The 15701-nt window shown below is 71.1% G+C and carries 13 protein-coding genes; 12 read left to right on the forward strand and 1 reads right to left on the reverse strand.

Annotation, left to right across the window (positions count from 1 at the left end):
- Positions 1 to 132: 132 nt before the first annotated feature.
- The 11 genes from ACQPXB_RS10460 to ACQPXB_RS10510 all read left to right on the forward strand — a co-directional run bounded on the left by ACQPXB_RS10460 (position 133) and on the right by ACQPXB_RS10510 (position 13893).
- On the forward strand, positions 133 to 729 hold the full coding sequence (locus ACQPXB_RS10460; protein ID WP_432851143.1) for a nucleotidyltransferase family protein: 597 nt from the start codon (positions 133 to 135) through the stop codon (positions 727 to 729).
- Complete coding sequence (locus ACQPXB_RS10465; RefSeq protein WP_366580755.1) at positions 726 to 1646, forward strand: AAA family ATPase; 921 nt, start codon at positions 726 to 728, stop codon at positions 1644 to 1646. Before ACQPXB_RS10460 ends, ACQPXB_RS10465 begins: the two co-directional genes overlap by 4 nt.
- 1263 nt (positions 1647 to 2909) lie before the next feature.
- Positions 2910 to 4025 carry a vWA domain-containing protein gene (locus ACQPXB_RS10470; RefSeq protein ID WP_366580757.1) on the forward strand — a complete coding sequence of 372 codons (1116 nt, stop codon included), beginning with the start codon at positions 2910 to 2912 and terminating at the stop codon, positions 4023 to 4025.
- Entirely contained in the window at positions 4018 to 5130 is a 1113-nt protein-coding gene (locus ACQPXB_RS10475) for an XdhC family protein (protein WP_432851146.1), read from the forward strand. The genes ACQPXB_RS10470 and ACQPXB_RS10475 overlap by 8 nt, the downstream gene beginning before the upstream one ends.
- A gap of 477 nt (positions 5131 to 5607) precedes the next feature.
- Complete coding sequence (locus tag ACQPXB_RS10480) at positions 5608 to 6123, forward strand: (2Fe-2S)-binding protein (protein ID WP_366580761.1); 516 nt, start codon at positions 5608 to 5610, stop codon at positions 6121 to 6123.
- Positions 6123 to 8561, forward strand: a complete 2439-nt coding sequence (locus tag ACQPXB_RS10485; RefSeq protein WP_432851148.1) for a xanthine dehydrogenase family protein molybdopterin-binding subunit — start codon at positions 6123 to 6125, stop codon at positions 8559 to 8561. Before ACQPXB_RS10480 ends, ACQPXB_RS10485 begins: the two co-directional genes overlap by 1 nt.
- Positions 8558 to 9412, forward strand: coding sequence for an FAD binding domain-containing protein (locus tag ACQPXB_RS10490; RefSeq protein WP_366580765.1), 855 nt, complete (start codon positions 8558 to 8560; stop codon positions 9410 to 9412). The genes ACQPXB_RS10485 and ACQPXB_RS10490 overlap by 4 nt, the downstream gene beginning before the upstream one ends.
- Before the next feature lie 99 nt (positions 9413 to 9511).
- Entirely contained in the window at positions 9512 to 10288 is a 777-nt protein-coding gene (locus tag ACQPXB_RS10495; protein ID WP_432851150.1) for an SRPBCC domain-containing protein, read from the forward strand.
- Between the two features lie 407 nt (positions 10289 to 10695).
- The gene (locus ACQPXB_RS10500; protein WP_432856527.1) at positions 10696 to 11910 is read left to right on the forward strand and encodes a diguanylate cyclase; all 1215 of its coding nucleotides are present in this window, start codon (positions 10696 to 10698) and stop codon (positions 11908 to 11910) included.
- Positions 11911 to 11954: 44 nt separating this feature from the next.
- Positions 11955 to 13013: an NAD(P)-binding domain-containing protein gene (locus ACQPXB_RS10505; RefSeq protein WP_366580771.1), complete on the forward strand. Its 1059-nt coding sequence runs from the start codon at positions 11955 to 11957 to the stop codon at positions 13011 to 13013.
- A 79-nt stretch (positions 13014 to 13092) separates the two neighbouring features.
- Positions 13093 to 13893, forward strand: a complete 801-nt coding sequence (locus ACQPXB_RS10510) for an alpha/beta fold hydrolase (RefSeq protein WP_432851153.1) — start codon at positions 13093 to 13095, stop codon at positions 13891 to 13893.
- A gap of 42 nt (positions 13894 to 13935) precedes the next feature.
- Here ACQPXB_RS10510 and ACQPXB_RS10515 read toward each other — a convergent pair whose 3' ends face one another.
- Positions 13936 to 14922, reverse strand: a complete 987-nt coding sequence (locus ACQPXB_RS10515) for a quinone oxidoreductase family protein (protein WP_432851155.1) — start codon at positions 14920 to 14922, stop codon at positions 13936 to 13938.
- 113 nt (positions 14923 to 15035) lie between these two features.
- On the opposite strand from ACQPXB_RS10515, the gene ACQPXB_RS10520 reads away from it, so the two are divergent.
- Positions 15036 to 15674 (forward strand): hypothetical protein, encoded by a 639-nt coding sequence (locus ACQPXB_RS10520; RefSeq protein ID WP_366580777.1) that lies wholly within the window; start codon positions 15036 to 15038, stop codon positions 15672 to 15674.
- The last annotated feature ends 27 nt before the right edge of the window (positions 15675 to 15701 follow it).

The following is a 15701-nucleotide window of genomic DNA, read 5'->3' on the forward strand; positions in this document are numbered from 1 at the left end:
GGCGATGCGATGTCGGCGGGGTCCGTGGCGGGTCCCTCCGAATTCGGTGCGGTTGGGCCGGGTCGGAGGCAGGCCGCGGCGCACGAGTCGCCAGCCGCGGTGCGTGGGTCGGCAGCTGGTGCGGCTCCGCGCGTGGCCGGGTTGTTGCTCGCCGCCGGGGCGGGGCGGCGGTTCGGGGGGCCGAAGGCGCTGGTCGAGCTGGACGGGGAGCCGTTGGTGCGGCGGGCGTTGCGGACGCTGACCGAGGCCGGGTGTGGCCCGGTGCGGGTGGCGGTCGGGGCGGCGGCCGAGGACGTGACGAAGCTGCTGCCCGACCCGAGCCAGGCGATCTATGCCGACGGCTGGGAGGGCGGCATGGGTGCCTCGCTGAAGGCGGGGCTGGCGGCGCTGGCGAGGCAGTTCCCGGACGGCGAAACCGCACCTGTGGCGGTGCTCGTGCACCTGGTCGACCTGCCGTGGGTGCCGGCGGCGGCGTTGGCGCGCGTAATGGCGAAAGCTTCGCCGACGGCCGTGGTTCGCGCGGCCTACGACGGCGTACCCGGGCATCCCGTGCTGTTCGGGCGGCGGTGGTGGGGCGAGGTCGCCGCGTCGGCGCAGGGGGACCGCGGGGCGCGGGACTGGTTGCGGGGCCGGGCGGACGTCGTGCTCGTCGAGTGCGGGGATCTGGGCAGTGGGCAGGACGTCGACCGGCCCGCTGACCTGGGGCGGACCCCGAAGACGGCGGGATGACCGGCGCAACCCCGCCCGGGAGCCCTACGATCGGGAGCGTGACCGAGTCCCTCGCCTCGCCCGAAGAGCTCACCGCCGCGCTCGACGCCACCGGGTACCTCGCCGACGAGGGTCTGGCGACCGCCGGGTTCCTCGCCCTGCGCCTGCGCCGCCCGTTGTTCTGTGAGGGCGAACCCGGGACTGGCAAGACGTCGCTGGCGCTGGCTCTCTCGGCCGCGCTCGACCTGCCGCTCGTGCGCCTGCAGTGCCACGAGGGCATCGACGCCGCGCAAGCCCTCTACGAATGGGACTTCCCCCGCCAGCTCCTGCACCTGCGCGCCCTCGAAGCCGCCGACGGCGGCCGCCTCGACGCCGACACCGCCGAGCGCTCGCTCTACACCGAGCGGTTCCTGCTCGCGCGCCCGCTGCTGCAGGCGCTGACCACCGCGCCGTGCGTACTGCTCGTCGACGAGATCGACCGCGCCGATGACGAGTTCGAAGCGTTCCTGCTCCAGCTGCTCGACGAGTACACCGTCACGATCCCCGAATACGGCGAGGTCCGCGCCGAGCAGCCGCCGCTCGTCGTGCTCACTTCCAACCGCACACGCGAGGTCCACGACGCCCTCAAACGCCGCTGCCTCTACCACTGGCTCGAGCACCCCGACCTCGCCCGCGAGATCACCATCCTGCGCCGCCGCATCCCCGGCATCGGCGAAACCCTCGCCCGCCAGGTCGCCGACGCCGTCCACCGCCTCCGCGCCATGGACCTCCTCAAGCCCCCGGGCGTGGCCGAATCCCTCGACTGGGCCCGCGCCCTCCTCGCCCTCGACCGCGACGAGCTCGACGCCGCCACCGCCGCCCGCACCCTCGGCGCCGTCCTCAAGTACAGCGAGGACATGGACCGCGTCCGCGCCAAACTGGACACGCTCTTCTCCTGACCCGGCACTCAACCCGGGCGACGCCGACTCGCGCACGACCGCATCCTGCCGCCGCGCCGACGACCCCTCACGGCGCCGGGCCTGGATCCCCGCCGTCTCGGGGCGGCTCCTTCGGCGCGGCGTTCGAGCGCGGTCGCGGGTGAGTGGCGCCGGTGGCTATGCCCGTGCACGGCGAACAGCGGCTTGCGGGGCGCAGCTGGTCCGCGACTGCGGCGCTGTGCTCCTGCTGTACCTCGGGTTGCCTCCTTCGGCGCAGCGTTTGCGCGGTGCCGTTGTCGCGTGCCGCGGTGAGTGGTGGCGCGTGGTGATGATCGCGCGGCGAACAGCGGTTTTCCGTGGCGGCGTGGTTCCGCGAGCGTGGTGCCGTTCTCGTGCGAACCCTCGGGTCGTCTTGCGCGGCGCAGCGTTTGCGCGGTGCCGTTGTCGCGTGCCGCGGTGAGTGGTGCCGAGTGGTGATGATCGCGCGCCGAACAGCGGCTTTGCGTGGCGGCGTGGTTCCGCGAGCGTGGCGCCGTTCTGTTGCGAAGCAGCGGGTCCTCTTGCGCGGCGCAGTGTTTGCGTGGGTTCGGCCGTCTGCCGTGATGCGTGGTGCCGCGAGGTGATGATCGCGCGCCGAACAGCGGTTTTCCGTCGCGGCGTGGTCCCGCGAGCGTGGCGCGGTCCTCCTGCGACGTCTCGGGTGGTCTTGCGCGGCGCAGTGCCTGCGCGGGGTCGGTCGCTTGCCGTGGTGAGTGGCGCTGCGGCGTGATGATCGCGCAAAGCGAACAACGGCTTTCGGTGGCGCCGTCGTTCCGCGAACGTGGTGCGGTGGTCGGTCGATCCATAACCGTCCACTGTGGACTCGATGTTAATTGCGTTGACCGGACCATCGGCCGCGAGTCATGATTTTCCCATCACCGCGACAGAAGCAGCCGAGAGGAGGAAGACCGTGTGGATGACCGAGATCGATCGCGCAGCAGCGGTCTTCCCCCGTGCTCTGACCTGGCACTGAACCGCGGCGCCGAACCCGGACAACGAACCGGCCCAGGCGCGCGCTGACCGCACACCGACAGCGGCACCGAAGCGCGAAACCGTGCCCGGAATCCACCACCTCACCTTCTCGATCTTTTCCCGATAAGTCTCCGCGCGCCCGCCCTCCCGCTACCTTGGGTGGTCGCTGTGTGGAGCCGCCGAGTGCGTGCGTCGTCCCGGGGGAGGGGCGGCGTGCGCGCTCGCGCGTCACCGAAAGCGCCGCCGCGGGCGAAAGCGTTGCACAATGGGGGCATGGACACCGAGGTCGCCGATCCGCTGGCCGGGTTCGCCGGGTTCGCGGCGGCTCTGCGTGAGGCGGGCGTCGCGTGCGATGCGCGGCGCGTGCAGGCGTATCTGGCCGCCGTCGCGGAGGTGGACATCGCGGAGCCCACGCAGCTGTACTGGGCCGGCCGGCTCACGTTGTGTTCCGATCCCGACGACCTGCCGCGCTACGAGGAAGCCTTCGCGCGCTGGTTCGAGGGCGACGAGACCCGCCGCGGCACCCAATCCGTCCCCGCGCAGAAGCGTGCCCGCATCGCGCCGTTGACCTCCGACAGCGGTGGCAGCGGCGAAGGCGAGGAAGAGCCCGACACCCTGAAGGTCGCCGCGAGTGACCACGAAGTGCTGCGCCACCGTGATCTCGCTGAGCTCACCAAAACCGAGCGTGAGCACCTGCGCGAGCTCCTGGCCACGCTCAAACCGGTTCCGCCGCAACGCCGCGCGGCACGCCGACACCCCGCCCACCGCGGCCGGCTGGACCCCGCCCGCACGCTGCGCGCCATGCTCGCCGACGGCGGCGAACCCGTGCGCCTCGTCCGCAGCCGCCGCGGCACCCGCCCGCGGAAGACGGTGCTGCTCATCGACGTCTCGGGTTCGATGAGCCCCTATGCCGACGCGTTGCTGCGCTTCGCCCACGTGCTCACCAGGTCCGCACCGTCGAGCGTCGAGGTCTTCACGCTCGGCACGCGCATGACGCGGGTGTCGCGCCAGCTGCGGCAGCGCGACCCGGAGCAGGCCATGCTCGCGGCCGGCAACGCGGTGCCCGATTTCGCCGGCGGCACGCGCCTCGGCGAGACGCTGCGGGTGTTCCTCGACCGCTGGGGCCAGCGCGGAATCGCGCGCCGCTCCGTGGTCACCGTGTTCTCCGACGGCTGGGAACGCGGCGACGTCGCGCTGCTGTCCGAGCAGCTCGGCAGACTGCGCCGGCTCGCGCACGCCGTATTCTGGGTGAATCCGCACGCAGGGCGGGAGGGGTACGCTCCGGTTCAGTCCGGCATCGTGGCCGCCCTGCCCCACATCGACCGGTTGCTGGCCGGGCACAGCCTGGCGACTTTGGAACGACTGCTCGGGGAGATTGCCGATGCGTGACGTACTGGACGACGTGTACCGCCGCTGGCTGGCGGGCGAGACGGTGGGCCTGGGCACGGTGGTGGCCACGTTCTCGTCGGCGCCGCGGTCACCGGGCGCGTCGATGGTGGTGGCGCCGGACGGCACCGTCGCCGGCAGCGTGTCCGGCGGGTGCGTCGAGGGCGCGGTCTACGAGCTGGCCCAGGAAGTGGTCACCGACCGCAAGCCCGTGCTGCAGCGCTACGGCGTGACCGACGACGACGCCTTCGCCGTGGGCCTGACCTGCGGCGGGATCATCGACATCTACGTGGAGCACCTCGACCGCGAGTCGATGCCGGAGCTGGACCAGGTCGTGGCCTCGGTGCGCAGCGGCGAGCCCGTCGCCATCGTGACGATCGTCGAGCACGAGACGCCCGGCCTGGTCGGCGAGCGCATGATCGTGTGGCCCGACCGCGTCGAGGGCTCGCTCGGCTCTTCGCGCATGGACGACGCCGTGGCCGACGACGCGCGCGGCCTCCTGGCCAGCGGTCGCACCGGCACCCTGCGCTACGGGCCGGACGGCCAGCGCCGCGGCGAAGGCATGGCCGTGTTCGTGAACTCGTTCGAACCGCCGCCGCGGCTGCTCGTGTTCGGCGCCATCGACTTCGCCGCCGCCATGGCGCGCATGGGCGCCTACCTCGGCTACCAGGTCACGGTGTGCGACGCGCGGCCCGTGTTCGCCACCAGCAGCCGGTTCCCCGACGCGCACGAGGTCGTGGTCGACTGGCCCCACCGCTACCTCGCCGCCGAGGCCGAGGCCGGCCGCATCGACAGCCGCACCGCGATCGCCGTGCTCACGCACGACCCGAAGTTCGACGTGCCGCTGCTGGAGATCGCGCTGCGCCTCGACGTCGGCTACGTCGGCGCCATGGGCTCCCGCAAGACCCACGACGATCGCTTCGTCCGCCTTCGCGAAGCCGGCATCACGGAAGCCGAGCTGGAACGGCTTTCGTCGCCGATCGGCCTCGACCTGGGCGCGCGCACGCCCGAGGAGACGGCGGTGTCGATCGCGGCGGAGATCATTTCGCTGCGCTGGAGCGGAACCGGACGACGATTGGCCGCTTTGTCCGGCCGGATCCACAACTGAGTGTTTTTCAGAAAGTCCCGCACGCCACGGTGTGCGGGACTTTTTGATGAGTCCGCATTTGCGGAGGAAGAACGCGGGATAAACCGCACTTGCGGAATTCGATCCACTGTAGACCCGACAATGCGGTGAAAAACCCGTCCATCCTCGAGCGACTGCGGCGAGCAGTGGGGGATTGACCGGAAATCCCCACGTCCAGGCGGAAGTCGACCATGGTGTGACCGTCCACCTGAGACTCGGGTGAGTTTTGCCGCCGGGTGGAAAAATCACCCGGACGGAGGTCCGCATCTGCGGAATGGCCCTGCACATAAGCGTGCAGATGCGGGAGCAGGGCCCGGATGTACGACATCCGGACTTGTCCGCGCGCGTAAGGAGTAGCAGGCTCCCATGTGAGGCCGATCACGATCGACCTTGGCCGTTCCCGAACCGGCCCGCCGGCCCCACCCGGGTCAGGCGGGCATTTGCTCTTGGAGGCCTTTGATGCGCATCACCGTCACCGTCGACGGCACGAAGTACACCGATGAGGTGGAGCCCCGCACACTTCTCGTCCATTACCTGCGGGAACGCGTCGGGAAAGTGGGCACGGTCGTCGGCTGCGACACGAGCAACTGCGGCGCGTGCACCGTCCATCTCGACGGCCACAGCGTGAAGTCCTGCTCAGTGCTCGCGGTCCAGGCCGACGGCAGCGAGGTCACCACCGTCGAAGGACTCGCCCGCGACGGGCGGCTCCACCCGGTGCAACAGGCGTTCCACGACAACCACGCCCTGCAGTGCGGGTTCTGCACGCCGGGCATGATCATGCAGTCCATCGACCTGCTGGCCGACAACCCCGATCCAGACGAACAGGCCGTCCGTGAAGGACTCGAAGGCAACCTGTGCCGCTGCACGGGTTACCAGAACATCGTGCGCGCCGTGCGCGACGCTGCGAAGCACATGAGCCCGGGCGCCGGACCCGAGGCCGAACAGATCAAGCACGTCGGTGTGGGTGGTGAGTGATGACTGCCACGATCGAACCCGAAGTCGGGAAGTCCCGTCGCCGCAAGGAGGACGAGCGGCTCATCACCGGCCGCACCCGCTGGACCGACAACATCGCGCTCCCGGGCATGCTGCACCTCGCCGTGCTGCGCAGCCCCATGGCGCACGCGAAGATCACCTCCCTCGACACTTCGGCGGCCAAGGATTCGCCGGGTGTCATCGCCGTCTACACCGCCAAGGACCTGGATCCGGACGGTTCGATCGGCATGCCGTGCGCGTGGCCGATCACGACGGACATGAAGGCGCCGCGCCGGCCCGTGCTGGCCGATGGCCAGGTGAACTTCGCCGGTGAGGGCATCGCCGTGGTCGTGGCGCGCAGCTCCAGCGAAGCCCACGACGCGCTCGAAGGCATCGAGGTCGAGTACGACGAGCTGCCCGTGGTGCTCGACATGGAGGCCGCGCTCGCCGAGGGCGCGCAGCTCGTGCACGAGGACCTGGGCACCAACAAGAACGCGTTCTGGGCGTTCGACTCGGCCGAGGCGGGTACCGGCGGCAATGTCGAGGACGCCATCGCCTCGTCCGAGATCGTGGTCAAGCGCCGCTTCCGCCAGCAGCGGCTCATTCCCGCGTTCATGGAGCCGCGGGCGTGTGTCGTCGATCCGACGGGCGCGCAGCTGACGATGTGGTCTGCCACGCAGGTCCCGCACATCCTGCGGGTGATGACGGCGCTGACACTGGGGCTCCCGGAGCACAAGGTGCGCGTGATCGCGCCTGACGTCGGCGGCGGCTTCGGCGGCAAGATCGCCGTGCTGCCCGAAGAGATGATGGCCGTCCTGGTGGCGCAGAAGCTCGGGAAACCGGTGAAGTGGAACGAGTCGCGCTCCGAGTCGATCCTCACCGCCCACCACGGCCGCGATCAGATCCAGGACATCACGATCTCCGCGAACGCCGACGGCACGGTCACCGGCCTGAAGGTCGAGCTGATCGCGAACCTGGGTGCCTACAACGGGCTCGTCGGCCCGGGTGTGCCGATCCTGGGCGCGTTCATGTTCAACGCGATCTACAAGTTCCCCGCCTACCACTTCGCTTGCACCAACGTGTTCACCACGACCACGCTCACCGACGCCTACCGCGGCGCCGGCCGGCCGGAGGCGACCTACGCCATCGAGCGGATCATGGACGAGCTCGCAGACGAGCTCGGCATGGACCCGATGGAGCTGCGCGAGAAGAACTGGATCAAGCACGAGGAGTTCCCGTTCACCACGGTGGCCGGGCTGACCTACGACTCGGGCAACTACGAGGCCGCCACCGCGAAGGCCAAGGAGCTCTTCGACTACGACGGCCTGCGGCGCGAGCAGCAGCGGCGGCGCGAATCGGGTGACCCGGTGCAGCTCGGCATCGGCATCTCCACGTTCACGGAGATGTGCGGCCTGGCGCCGTCGCGGGTGCTCGGCTCGCTGGACTACGGGGCGGGCGGCTGGGAGTACGCGCAGCTGCGGGTGCTGCCCACGGGAAAGATCGAGGTGACCACCGGAGCCTCGGCCCACGGCCAGGGGCACGAGACGGCGTGGAGCCAGATCGTGGCCGACCAGCTGGGTGTGCCGTTCGAGGACATCGAGGTGCTGCACGGCGACACGCAGTCGTCCCACAAGGGCATGGACACCTACGGCTCGCGGTCTCTCGTCGTCGGGGGCATCGCCGTCGTGAAGGCGGCCGAGAAGGTCGTGGCGAAGGCGAAGCCGATCGCCGCGCACATGCTCGAATGCGCCGAGGACGACCTGGAGTTCGGAGGTGGCAAGTTCACGGTCAAGGGCACAGATCAGTCGACGACGATCCAGGATGTCGCCTTGGCCGTGTTCGCGGCCCACGACCTGCCCGACGGAATCGAGCCCTCGCTCGACTCCGACGCGACGTTCGACCCGGAGAACTTCTCCTTCCCGCACGGCACGCACCTGTGTGCCGCCGAGGTGGACACGGAGACGGGCCGGATCAAGCTGCGCTCGTACGTGTGCGTGGACGACGTCGGCGTGGTCGTGAACCCGCTGATCGTCGACGGCCAGGTGCACGGCGGGCTCGCGCAGGGCATCGCGCAGGCGCTGTTCGAGGAGGCCGTGCACGACGAGAGCGGCACGCTCACCACCGGCACGTTGGCCGACTACCTGCTGCCCTCGTCGGCGGACCTGCCGTCGTTCACCACGGCGCGCACCGAAACGCCGTCGACGACGAACCCGCTCGGCGCCAAGGGCGTCGGCGAGGCGGGCACGATCGCCTCGACACCGGCGGTGGTCAACGCGGTGGTCGACGCCGTGCGCCACTTCGGCGTGAACGACATCGAAATGCCGCTGACGCCGATGCGCGTGTGGCACGCCATCCAGCACGGAACCACGGGAGCCGGGGGAGCCGGCTCGGAGGCCGGCGGCGGCCTCGGTTCGATCGACGCTTCCGGAGGTGCCCAGTGATCCCGGCCCCGTTCGAGTACGTGGCTCCGTCCAGTGTGGACGAAGCGGTGCAGGCGCTCGCCGCCGCGGGCGAGGACGCCAAGGTGCTGGCGGGCGGGCAGAGCCTGCTGCCGGTGCTGCGGATGCGGCTCGCCGCGCCGACCACCCTGGTGGACCTGCGCAACATCGCGGAGATGCGCGGTGTCCGCGAAGACGGCGACGCCATCGTGATCGGCGCGATGACCACGCACTACGACGTGCAGCGCGATGCCCTCGTCGCCGAGCACGCGGCGCTGGCCAAGGAGGCGACCGACAAGGTGGCCGACCCGCAGGTGCGCCACCGCGGCACGTTCGGCGGCTCGCTCGCGCACGCCGATCCGGCGGGTGACCTGCCGGCTGTGGCGGTGGCGCTCGACGGCTCGCTGGTGATCGCCGGACCGAACGGCCGGCGCACGGTGGGCGCGGGAGAGTTCTTCCAGGACTTCTTCACCACTGTGCTGGCGCCCGACGAGCTGCTCGTGGAGGTTCGCCTGCCCAAGCACACGGGCTGGAGCGCGCACTACGAGAAGTTCAACCGCGTCGCGCAGGCTTGGTCGATCGTCGCGGTCGCGGCCACCGTCCGCACCGAGGGCGGCGTGATCGAGGAGGCCCGGGTGGCGCTCACGAACATGGGCTCGACGCCGGTGCGGGCCGTCGCGGTGGAGCAAGCGCTGGTGGGCGCCTCGGCGAACGCCGACGTGATCCGCGCGGCCGCCGCGCACGCCGCCGACGGCACTAGCCCGGCCGCCGACGGCAACTCCGACGTCGAGTACCGGCAGCACCTCGCGCGGGTGCTCACGGGCCGTGCCCTCACGGCCGCGGTCGGAGGCTGATTGTCGACGAGGCCCACCTTTCGGCCGTCACGGTCGTAAGGTGGGCCTCATCGGTTCTTGGCTTTTGGTTCTGCGGTTCGAAGGAGAGGAGGTCGGCCCGTGCGGCTCGACCACGAATTCACCGTCCCCGCGCCTCTCGAGGAGGTGTGGCAGGCCGTCATCGACCCCGAGCGCGTCGCCCCGTGCATGCCGGGGGCCGCGCTCACCAAGGTGGAGGGCGACTCCTTCACGGGTACGGTGAAGGTCAAGCTGGGCCCGATCTCCTTGCTGTACAAGGGATCCGGCGAGTTCCTCGAAAAGGACGAAGCGGCCCGCAAGGTCGTCATCAAGGCCTCCGGCAAGGACGCCCGCGGCGGCGGCACCGCGGCGGCGACCGTCACGGTCACCCTGCGCGCGACCGACGACGGCGGCACCCACGGCGACGTGGCCAGCGACATCGCCATCACGGGCCGCCCGGCGCAGTTCGGCCGCGGCCTGATCTCGGAGGTGGGCGGCAAGCTGCTGGACACCTTCGCGGGCAACCTGGCCGACTCACTGCGAGCGGACTCCGGCGCCGGCGCCACGCCCGGCCCAGCCGCCGCGTCCGCCGGCTCGGGCTCGGTATCGACCACCCAGGCGGCGACCGCCCCGGCCGCCGAGGCGACCGCCAAGAGCGACCTCGCCGAACAGTCCGCCGCCGACAGCGCCGAAGCCGGCTCAACGGCCAAGCCCCAGCTCCGCAGCGTCCCCTCCGGGGGCTCGACCGGCGAAACCGAAGCCATCGACCTCCTGGACTACGCGGGCAAGTCCGTGGCCAAACGCGTCATCCCGGTCGCCGCGGGCGCCGCGGTGCTGTTCGCGGTCTTCATGATCATCCGAGCCCTGCGCCGCCGCTGACACCCGCGCCTGCTCCGCGCCCCTAACCCGGCCCGGCGGACAAAGCCCCGCCCTCCCCGGGGGCGTGCCCATGTCCATTTTATCGGCCCACCCCGATGAAACCGGCCCGGAGCGGCACAGAGCGCCTGGTTGTCCACAACTCGACTCGGCTGTGGACAACCAGGGGCGGCGGGCTGCGAGCACACCTGACGAACCGGAATTTGCCCACCCGCTCTACCCCAGCCATGACCGTGGGGCAGAAGGGCTCCGGGATTTCCCCCGGTCCGGCGACGGCGGAGGGTTGACCGGCTACCCTGGGCCACCTCGTCGGCCGAAGGGGCGTCACGATGCTGGGAGCGGGACCCCGCGGCGTGCGGGGTGCGCTGGCGGCGTGGCGGGAGTGGGACGGCCTGCCGTCGCGGTGGGGGATGTGGGTGGTGGCGCGGCGGAGGTGGATCGCGTACGCCGTGGTGTGCGAGGTGGCCGCCGTGGTGGCCGTGGCGGTCGGGTTCGCGACGAACTTCGGCGGCGCGGTGCAGTTCGGGTGGTTCGCGACGCTCGTCGTGCTCGGGATCGCGCAGGCGGAGATGTCGCGGCGGATCGAGCGGCTGCGGCGGTGGATGAGCGGCCAGACGCACATCAACGTCACCTCTGTCTGGTACCTCGCGGGCGCCTTCCTGTTGCCGCCGGCGTGGGTGGCGCTGCTGGCGCTCGTCCTCTACCTGCACCTGTGGTTGCGAGTCTGGCGAAGCGTCCGCACGCGGCCTGCGCACCGGTTCCTCGCCAGCACGGCGTGGGCGATGCTCAGCTGCTTCGCGGCGTCCTCCGTGCTGACCATCGACCACCTCAACGACGCGCACCTCGACACGTGGCACGGCGTACTCGCCCTCGTCGCGGCGGCCGCGGTGTTCGAGCTGGTCAACATGGCGCTGGTCGCCGCCGGCATCTACCTCTACACGGGCAGCCGCCAGGCCGCGGACCTCATCGGCACGTGGGAGGACAACGCCTTCGAGATCGCCACGCTGTGCCTCGGCGGCCTCGCCGCGCTCGCGCTCGTGGCGCAGCCCGTGCTCGTCGTCTTCGTGGTGGCGCCGCTGCTTCTGCTGCATCGCTACCTGCTTCTGAAACAGCAACTGCAGGTCGCCGCCGTCACGGACGAGAAGACCGGCCTGCTCAACACTGCCGGCTGGCACGACCTCGCCACGCGCGAGTTCACCCGCGCCCGCCGACGGGGCCCCGGCAGTGAGTTCGCCGTGCTGATGATCGACCTCGACCACTTCAAGCGCATCAACGACACCTACGGCCACCTCACCGGCGACGAGGTCCTGGCCGCCGTCGCCGTGGCGATCGCGGAGGCCGTGCGCCAGAGCGACACCGTCGGGCGCTTCGGCGGCGAGGAGTTCGTGGTGCTGCTGCCGGCCACCGGCGGCACGTCCGTGCTCGCCATCGCCGAGCGCGTGCGGGTCGCGGTGGGGGAGCTGAGCGTGGTGGTCGGCGGGACGGTGCAGGTCAGCGGCCTGTCGGTGTCCATCGGCGTCGCCGGCTACCCCGACGCGGGCGACACGCTCGACCAGGTGCTGCGCTCCGCCGACGCCGCCCTCTACCGAGCCAAGGACGCCGGGCGCAACCGCGTCGCCGTGTGAGTCACCGCTCGAAATACGCGTTCCCCGCGGTTGTTGAACGTTGTATGAGTGCGGATCACGAGACGGACGTCGTGGTGATCGGGGCGGGACAGGCGGGGCTGTCGGCGGCGTACCACCTGCGCCGTTCGGGTCTCGCCAACGAGACCGGCTTCGTGGTCCTCGACCACGGCAAACGCCCCGGCGGCGCGTGGCAGTACCGCTGGCCCTCGCTGGTCGTCGGCAAGGTCAACGGCATCCACGACCTCCCGGGCATGGCGTTCGGCACGCCCGACCCGGCCCGGCCCGCCAGTGAGGTCGTGTCCGAGTACTTCGGCCGCTTCGAGAAGACGTTCGACCTGCCCGTGCACCGCCCGGTCGACGTCACGGCGATCCGCGAGGACGGCGAACGCCTGCTGGTCGAGACCCCCGCCGAGACGTGGGCCGCGCGCGCCGTGATCAGCGCGACCGGCACGTGGGACCGCCCCTTCTGGCCCCACTACCCGGGCCAGGAGCGCTTCGCCGGCCGCCAGTTGCACACCGCCGACTACCCCGGCGCCGAGGCGTTCCGTGGGCGTCGCGTGGTCGTGGTCGGCGGCGGCATCTCGGCGGTCCAGCTGCTGATGGAGATCGGGCCCGTCGCGAGGTCGACGACCTGGGTCACCCGCCGCCCGCCGGTGTGGCGCGACGAGGAGTTCAGCGAGGAGTGGGGCCGCCAGGCCGTCGCGAAGGTGGAGCGGCGCGTGCGCGAGGGGCTGCCGCCGCAGAGCGTCGTGAGCGTCACCGACCTCGCCGTGACGCCCGAGGTACGGGCCGCGGAGGCCGCCGGGTACCTCGACCGCAAGCCGATGTTCGACCACCTCGTGCCCGAGGGCGTCGTCTGGGCCGACGGCACGTTCGAACCCGCGGACACCATTCTCTGGGCCACCGGCTTCCGCGCCTCGATCGACCACCTGGCGCCCCTGCACCTGCGTGCGCCCGGCGGCGGCATCCGCATGGACGGCACACGCGTGGTCGCCGAGCCGCGCCTGCACCTCGTGGGCTACGGGCCCTCGGCCAGCACCGTCGGCGCCAACCGCGCCGGACGCGCCGCCGTGCAGGAGATCCGCCGGTACCTCGGCCTCTGAGCTCGACAACTCGACAACTCGATACGACGTAAAGTATCGTCGGCGCCAATCGCTTACAACGTAAAGAGATGGGGCCGACATGGTCACGCTGCCCGGCGGAACCACGATCGACGTCGAGGTGCACGGCGACGGACCGGCGTTGCTGCTGCCCGTGAACCCACGCCCGCTGGAAGGCGAGCAGGCCGAGTCCGTGCGTCAGTGGGGCGGCGACCCCGCGCTGGGTCGCTCGCTCATCGACGGCCTCGCCGGCTTCCGCGTGATCGCCTTCGACTACGAAGGCCACACCCTCGCCCACCCTCGCCCGGAAACCCTTACACCGGAAGGAATCTCGGCCGACCTGCTGGCGATCGCATCCGCCGTGGACGCCGAACGCTTCGCCTACTACGGCTACTCCTGGCTCGCCCTCGCCGGCCTTCAGCTGGCCCTGCGCACCGACCGCCTCACCGCGCTGGTGATGGGTGGCTACCCGCCGCTCGACGGCCCGTACGACGCGATGCTCGCCGTCACCCGGGCGACGCACGCGATGCCCCGCACCGAAGGCGGCGACGCGACGCCGGGCGACTGGGACTCCGTCGGCTTCACGATGTCCACGGCGCAGACCCGCCAGTTCGTCACGCTTTATGAAGCCCTGCAAGGCTTCGACGACCACGCCGTCCACCTGACGTGTCCCCGCCTGTGCTTCGCGGGCGCCGAGGACCGCATCGAATACGGCGAACGCTGGGGTGGCGTCACGGTCGACATCGCGGGTCCCCTCGTGAGAAACCGCGCGGCCCTCGAGCGGGACGGCTGGAAGGTGGAACTCCTCGACGGTCTCGACCACATGACCGCCATGCAGGCCAAGGCGGTGCTCCCGATGATCTCGGCCATCAGGCCGCGCTGAGTCTCGCTCGGCCGGAGTCCTCGCGCGGGGTGGCCGGGCGTGTCAGTCGCCCGGCACCAGGACGATCCGGCCGACCGGCTCACGACGTTCCATCCGCTCGTGTGCGGTGACGGCCTCGGCGAACGGGAGCACGTCGATCTCGGTCTCACCGAGGCCGGCGGCGACCGCCGCCAGTGCCGCCTCCAATGCCGGCCGGACGACCTGCGGGTGGGCGGGCAGGTAGGCGCCCGCGTTGAAGCCGGCGACCGTGGTGCCCGTCAGCCACAGCTGGTTGGTGTCGACCTGGTGACTCCAGTCGCCGCCGGCGTTGCCCGCCACGATCAGCCTGCCGCCCGCCTTGAGCAGAGCCAGGCTGTGTGTCCGGACGTCGCCGCCGACCGGGTCGACGATGACGTCGAACTTCTCCTCGCCCAGCGCGCCGGACAGATCGGCGGAGTCGACGATGGTGTCGTAGGGCAGCTTGGTCACGGCGGCCGCGGCGAGCTTGCCGCGGCGGACGGTGCCCACGACGCGGGCGGCACCGAGCCGGCGCGCGATGCCGGGGAACGCCGCGGAGAACCCGCCCAGCGCACCCTGGACCAGGACGCTCTCTCCCTCGGCGAGGTGAGCGACTCGGGTGAGCGCCACGTGGGCCATCGCCGCGTTCGGCACGACCGCGACCGCGACCGCGGGGTCGATGCCGTAGCGCTGCGTCGAGGCCACGAGCGCGGTGTCCGCGACGGAGATCGACGCGTACCCGCCCGCACCGGTCGCCGACATCGAGACAACCGGTTCCCCGATGGCGAACCCGGTGACCCCCTCGCCCAGTTCGCGGACCGTCCCGGCGACCTCCAGGCCGGGGACGAACGGGGGCCGCGGCAGGCCCGGCCGGTCGCCGAACAGCCCTTGGCGCATGAACACGTCGATCAGCCCCACCGCGGCATGGCTGACGTCGATGGTGATCTGGCCCGGCCCGGGCACCGGATCCGGCAACTCGGCGACCGACAGGACGCTCGGCTCGCCGAACGCGGTGATCTGCACTGCTCGCACGGAAAGGTCCTCTTTCGTTCAAGGAAGACTCATAACGCACCTCGTGATGCGCTATGCCGACCGTAGCACCGCGCACGGCGTTAGCGCACCCCATGATGCGCTAAAATTGATCCATGCGTGAACGAGCCCGATCGGCCGAAGACAAGGCGCAGCGGGCCGAGGACCTGCTCGGCGCTGCCGAATCAGTCGCTCTCGAACTCGGCGGGGTGCGGTTCGTCACCATCGCCGCGGTCACCGAACGGGCCGGCCTGCACCGGACCGGGGTGCGGCGCTACTACGCGAACAAGGAGGAACTGCTGCTGGAGCTGGCCGAACGTGGCTGGGGACAGTGGCGCGACGCCGTCGCCGCTGCCGTCCTCGACCGAACCGGGCTGGGGCCGGACCGGGTCGCGGCCGTCCTCGCGGACACCCTCTCGCCGCTGTCGGTGTTCTGCGACCTGCTCGGTCACGTCGCCATGCACCTCGAAGGCGACGTCGACATCGAACGGGCTCGTGCCTACAAGACCAACGCCTTCGCCGCCGCTGCCGGGATCGTCACCGCGTTGGAGCGGGCGAGCACCATGACCGCCGATCAGCTCCGGAACCTCATCACCACCGCGATCTCTCTCGCGGCCGCCCTGTGGCAGGCCTCGCACCCGACCCCGACGCTGGCGACGCTCTACGAGCAGGAACCGGACTGGGGGCATGTCGCCCTCGACTTCGAACCTCGGCTCGGCCTGCTCCTGCGCGCGACAGCCGCGGGGCTGGCGTAGATCAAGAAATTCGACAGCCAAGGCTGA

This window comes from Amycolatopsis sp. CA-161197, from assembly GCF_050942255.1.
In the GTDB taxonomy this organism is placed as follows: domain Bacteria; phylum Actinomycetota; class Actinomycetes; order Mycobacteriales; family Pseudonocardiaceae; genus Amycolatopsis.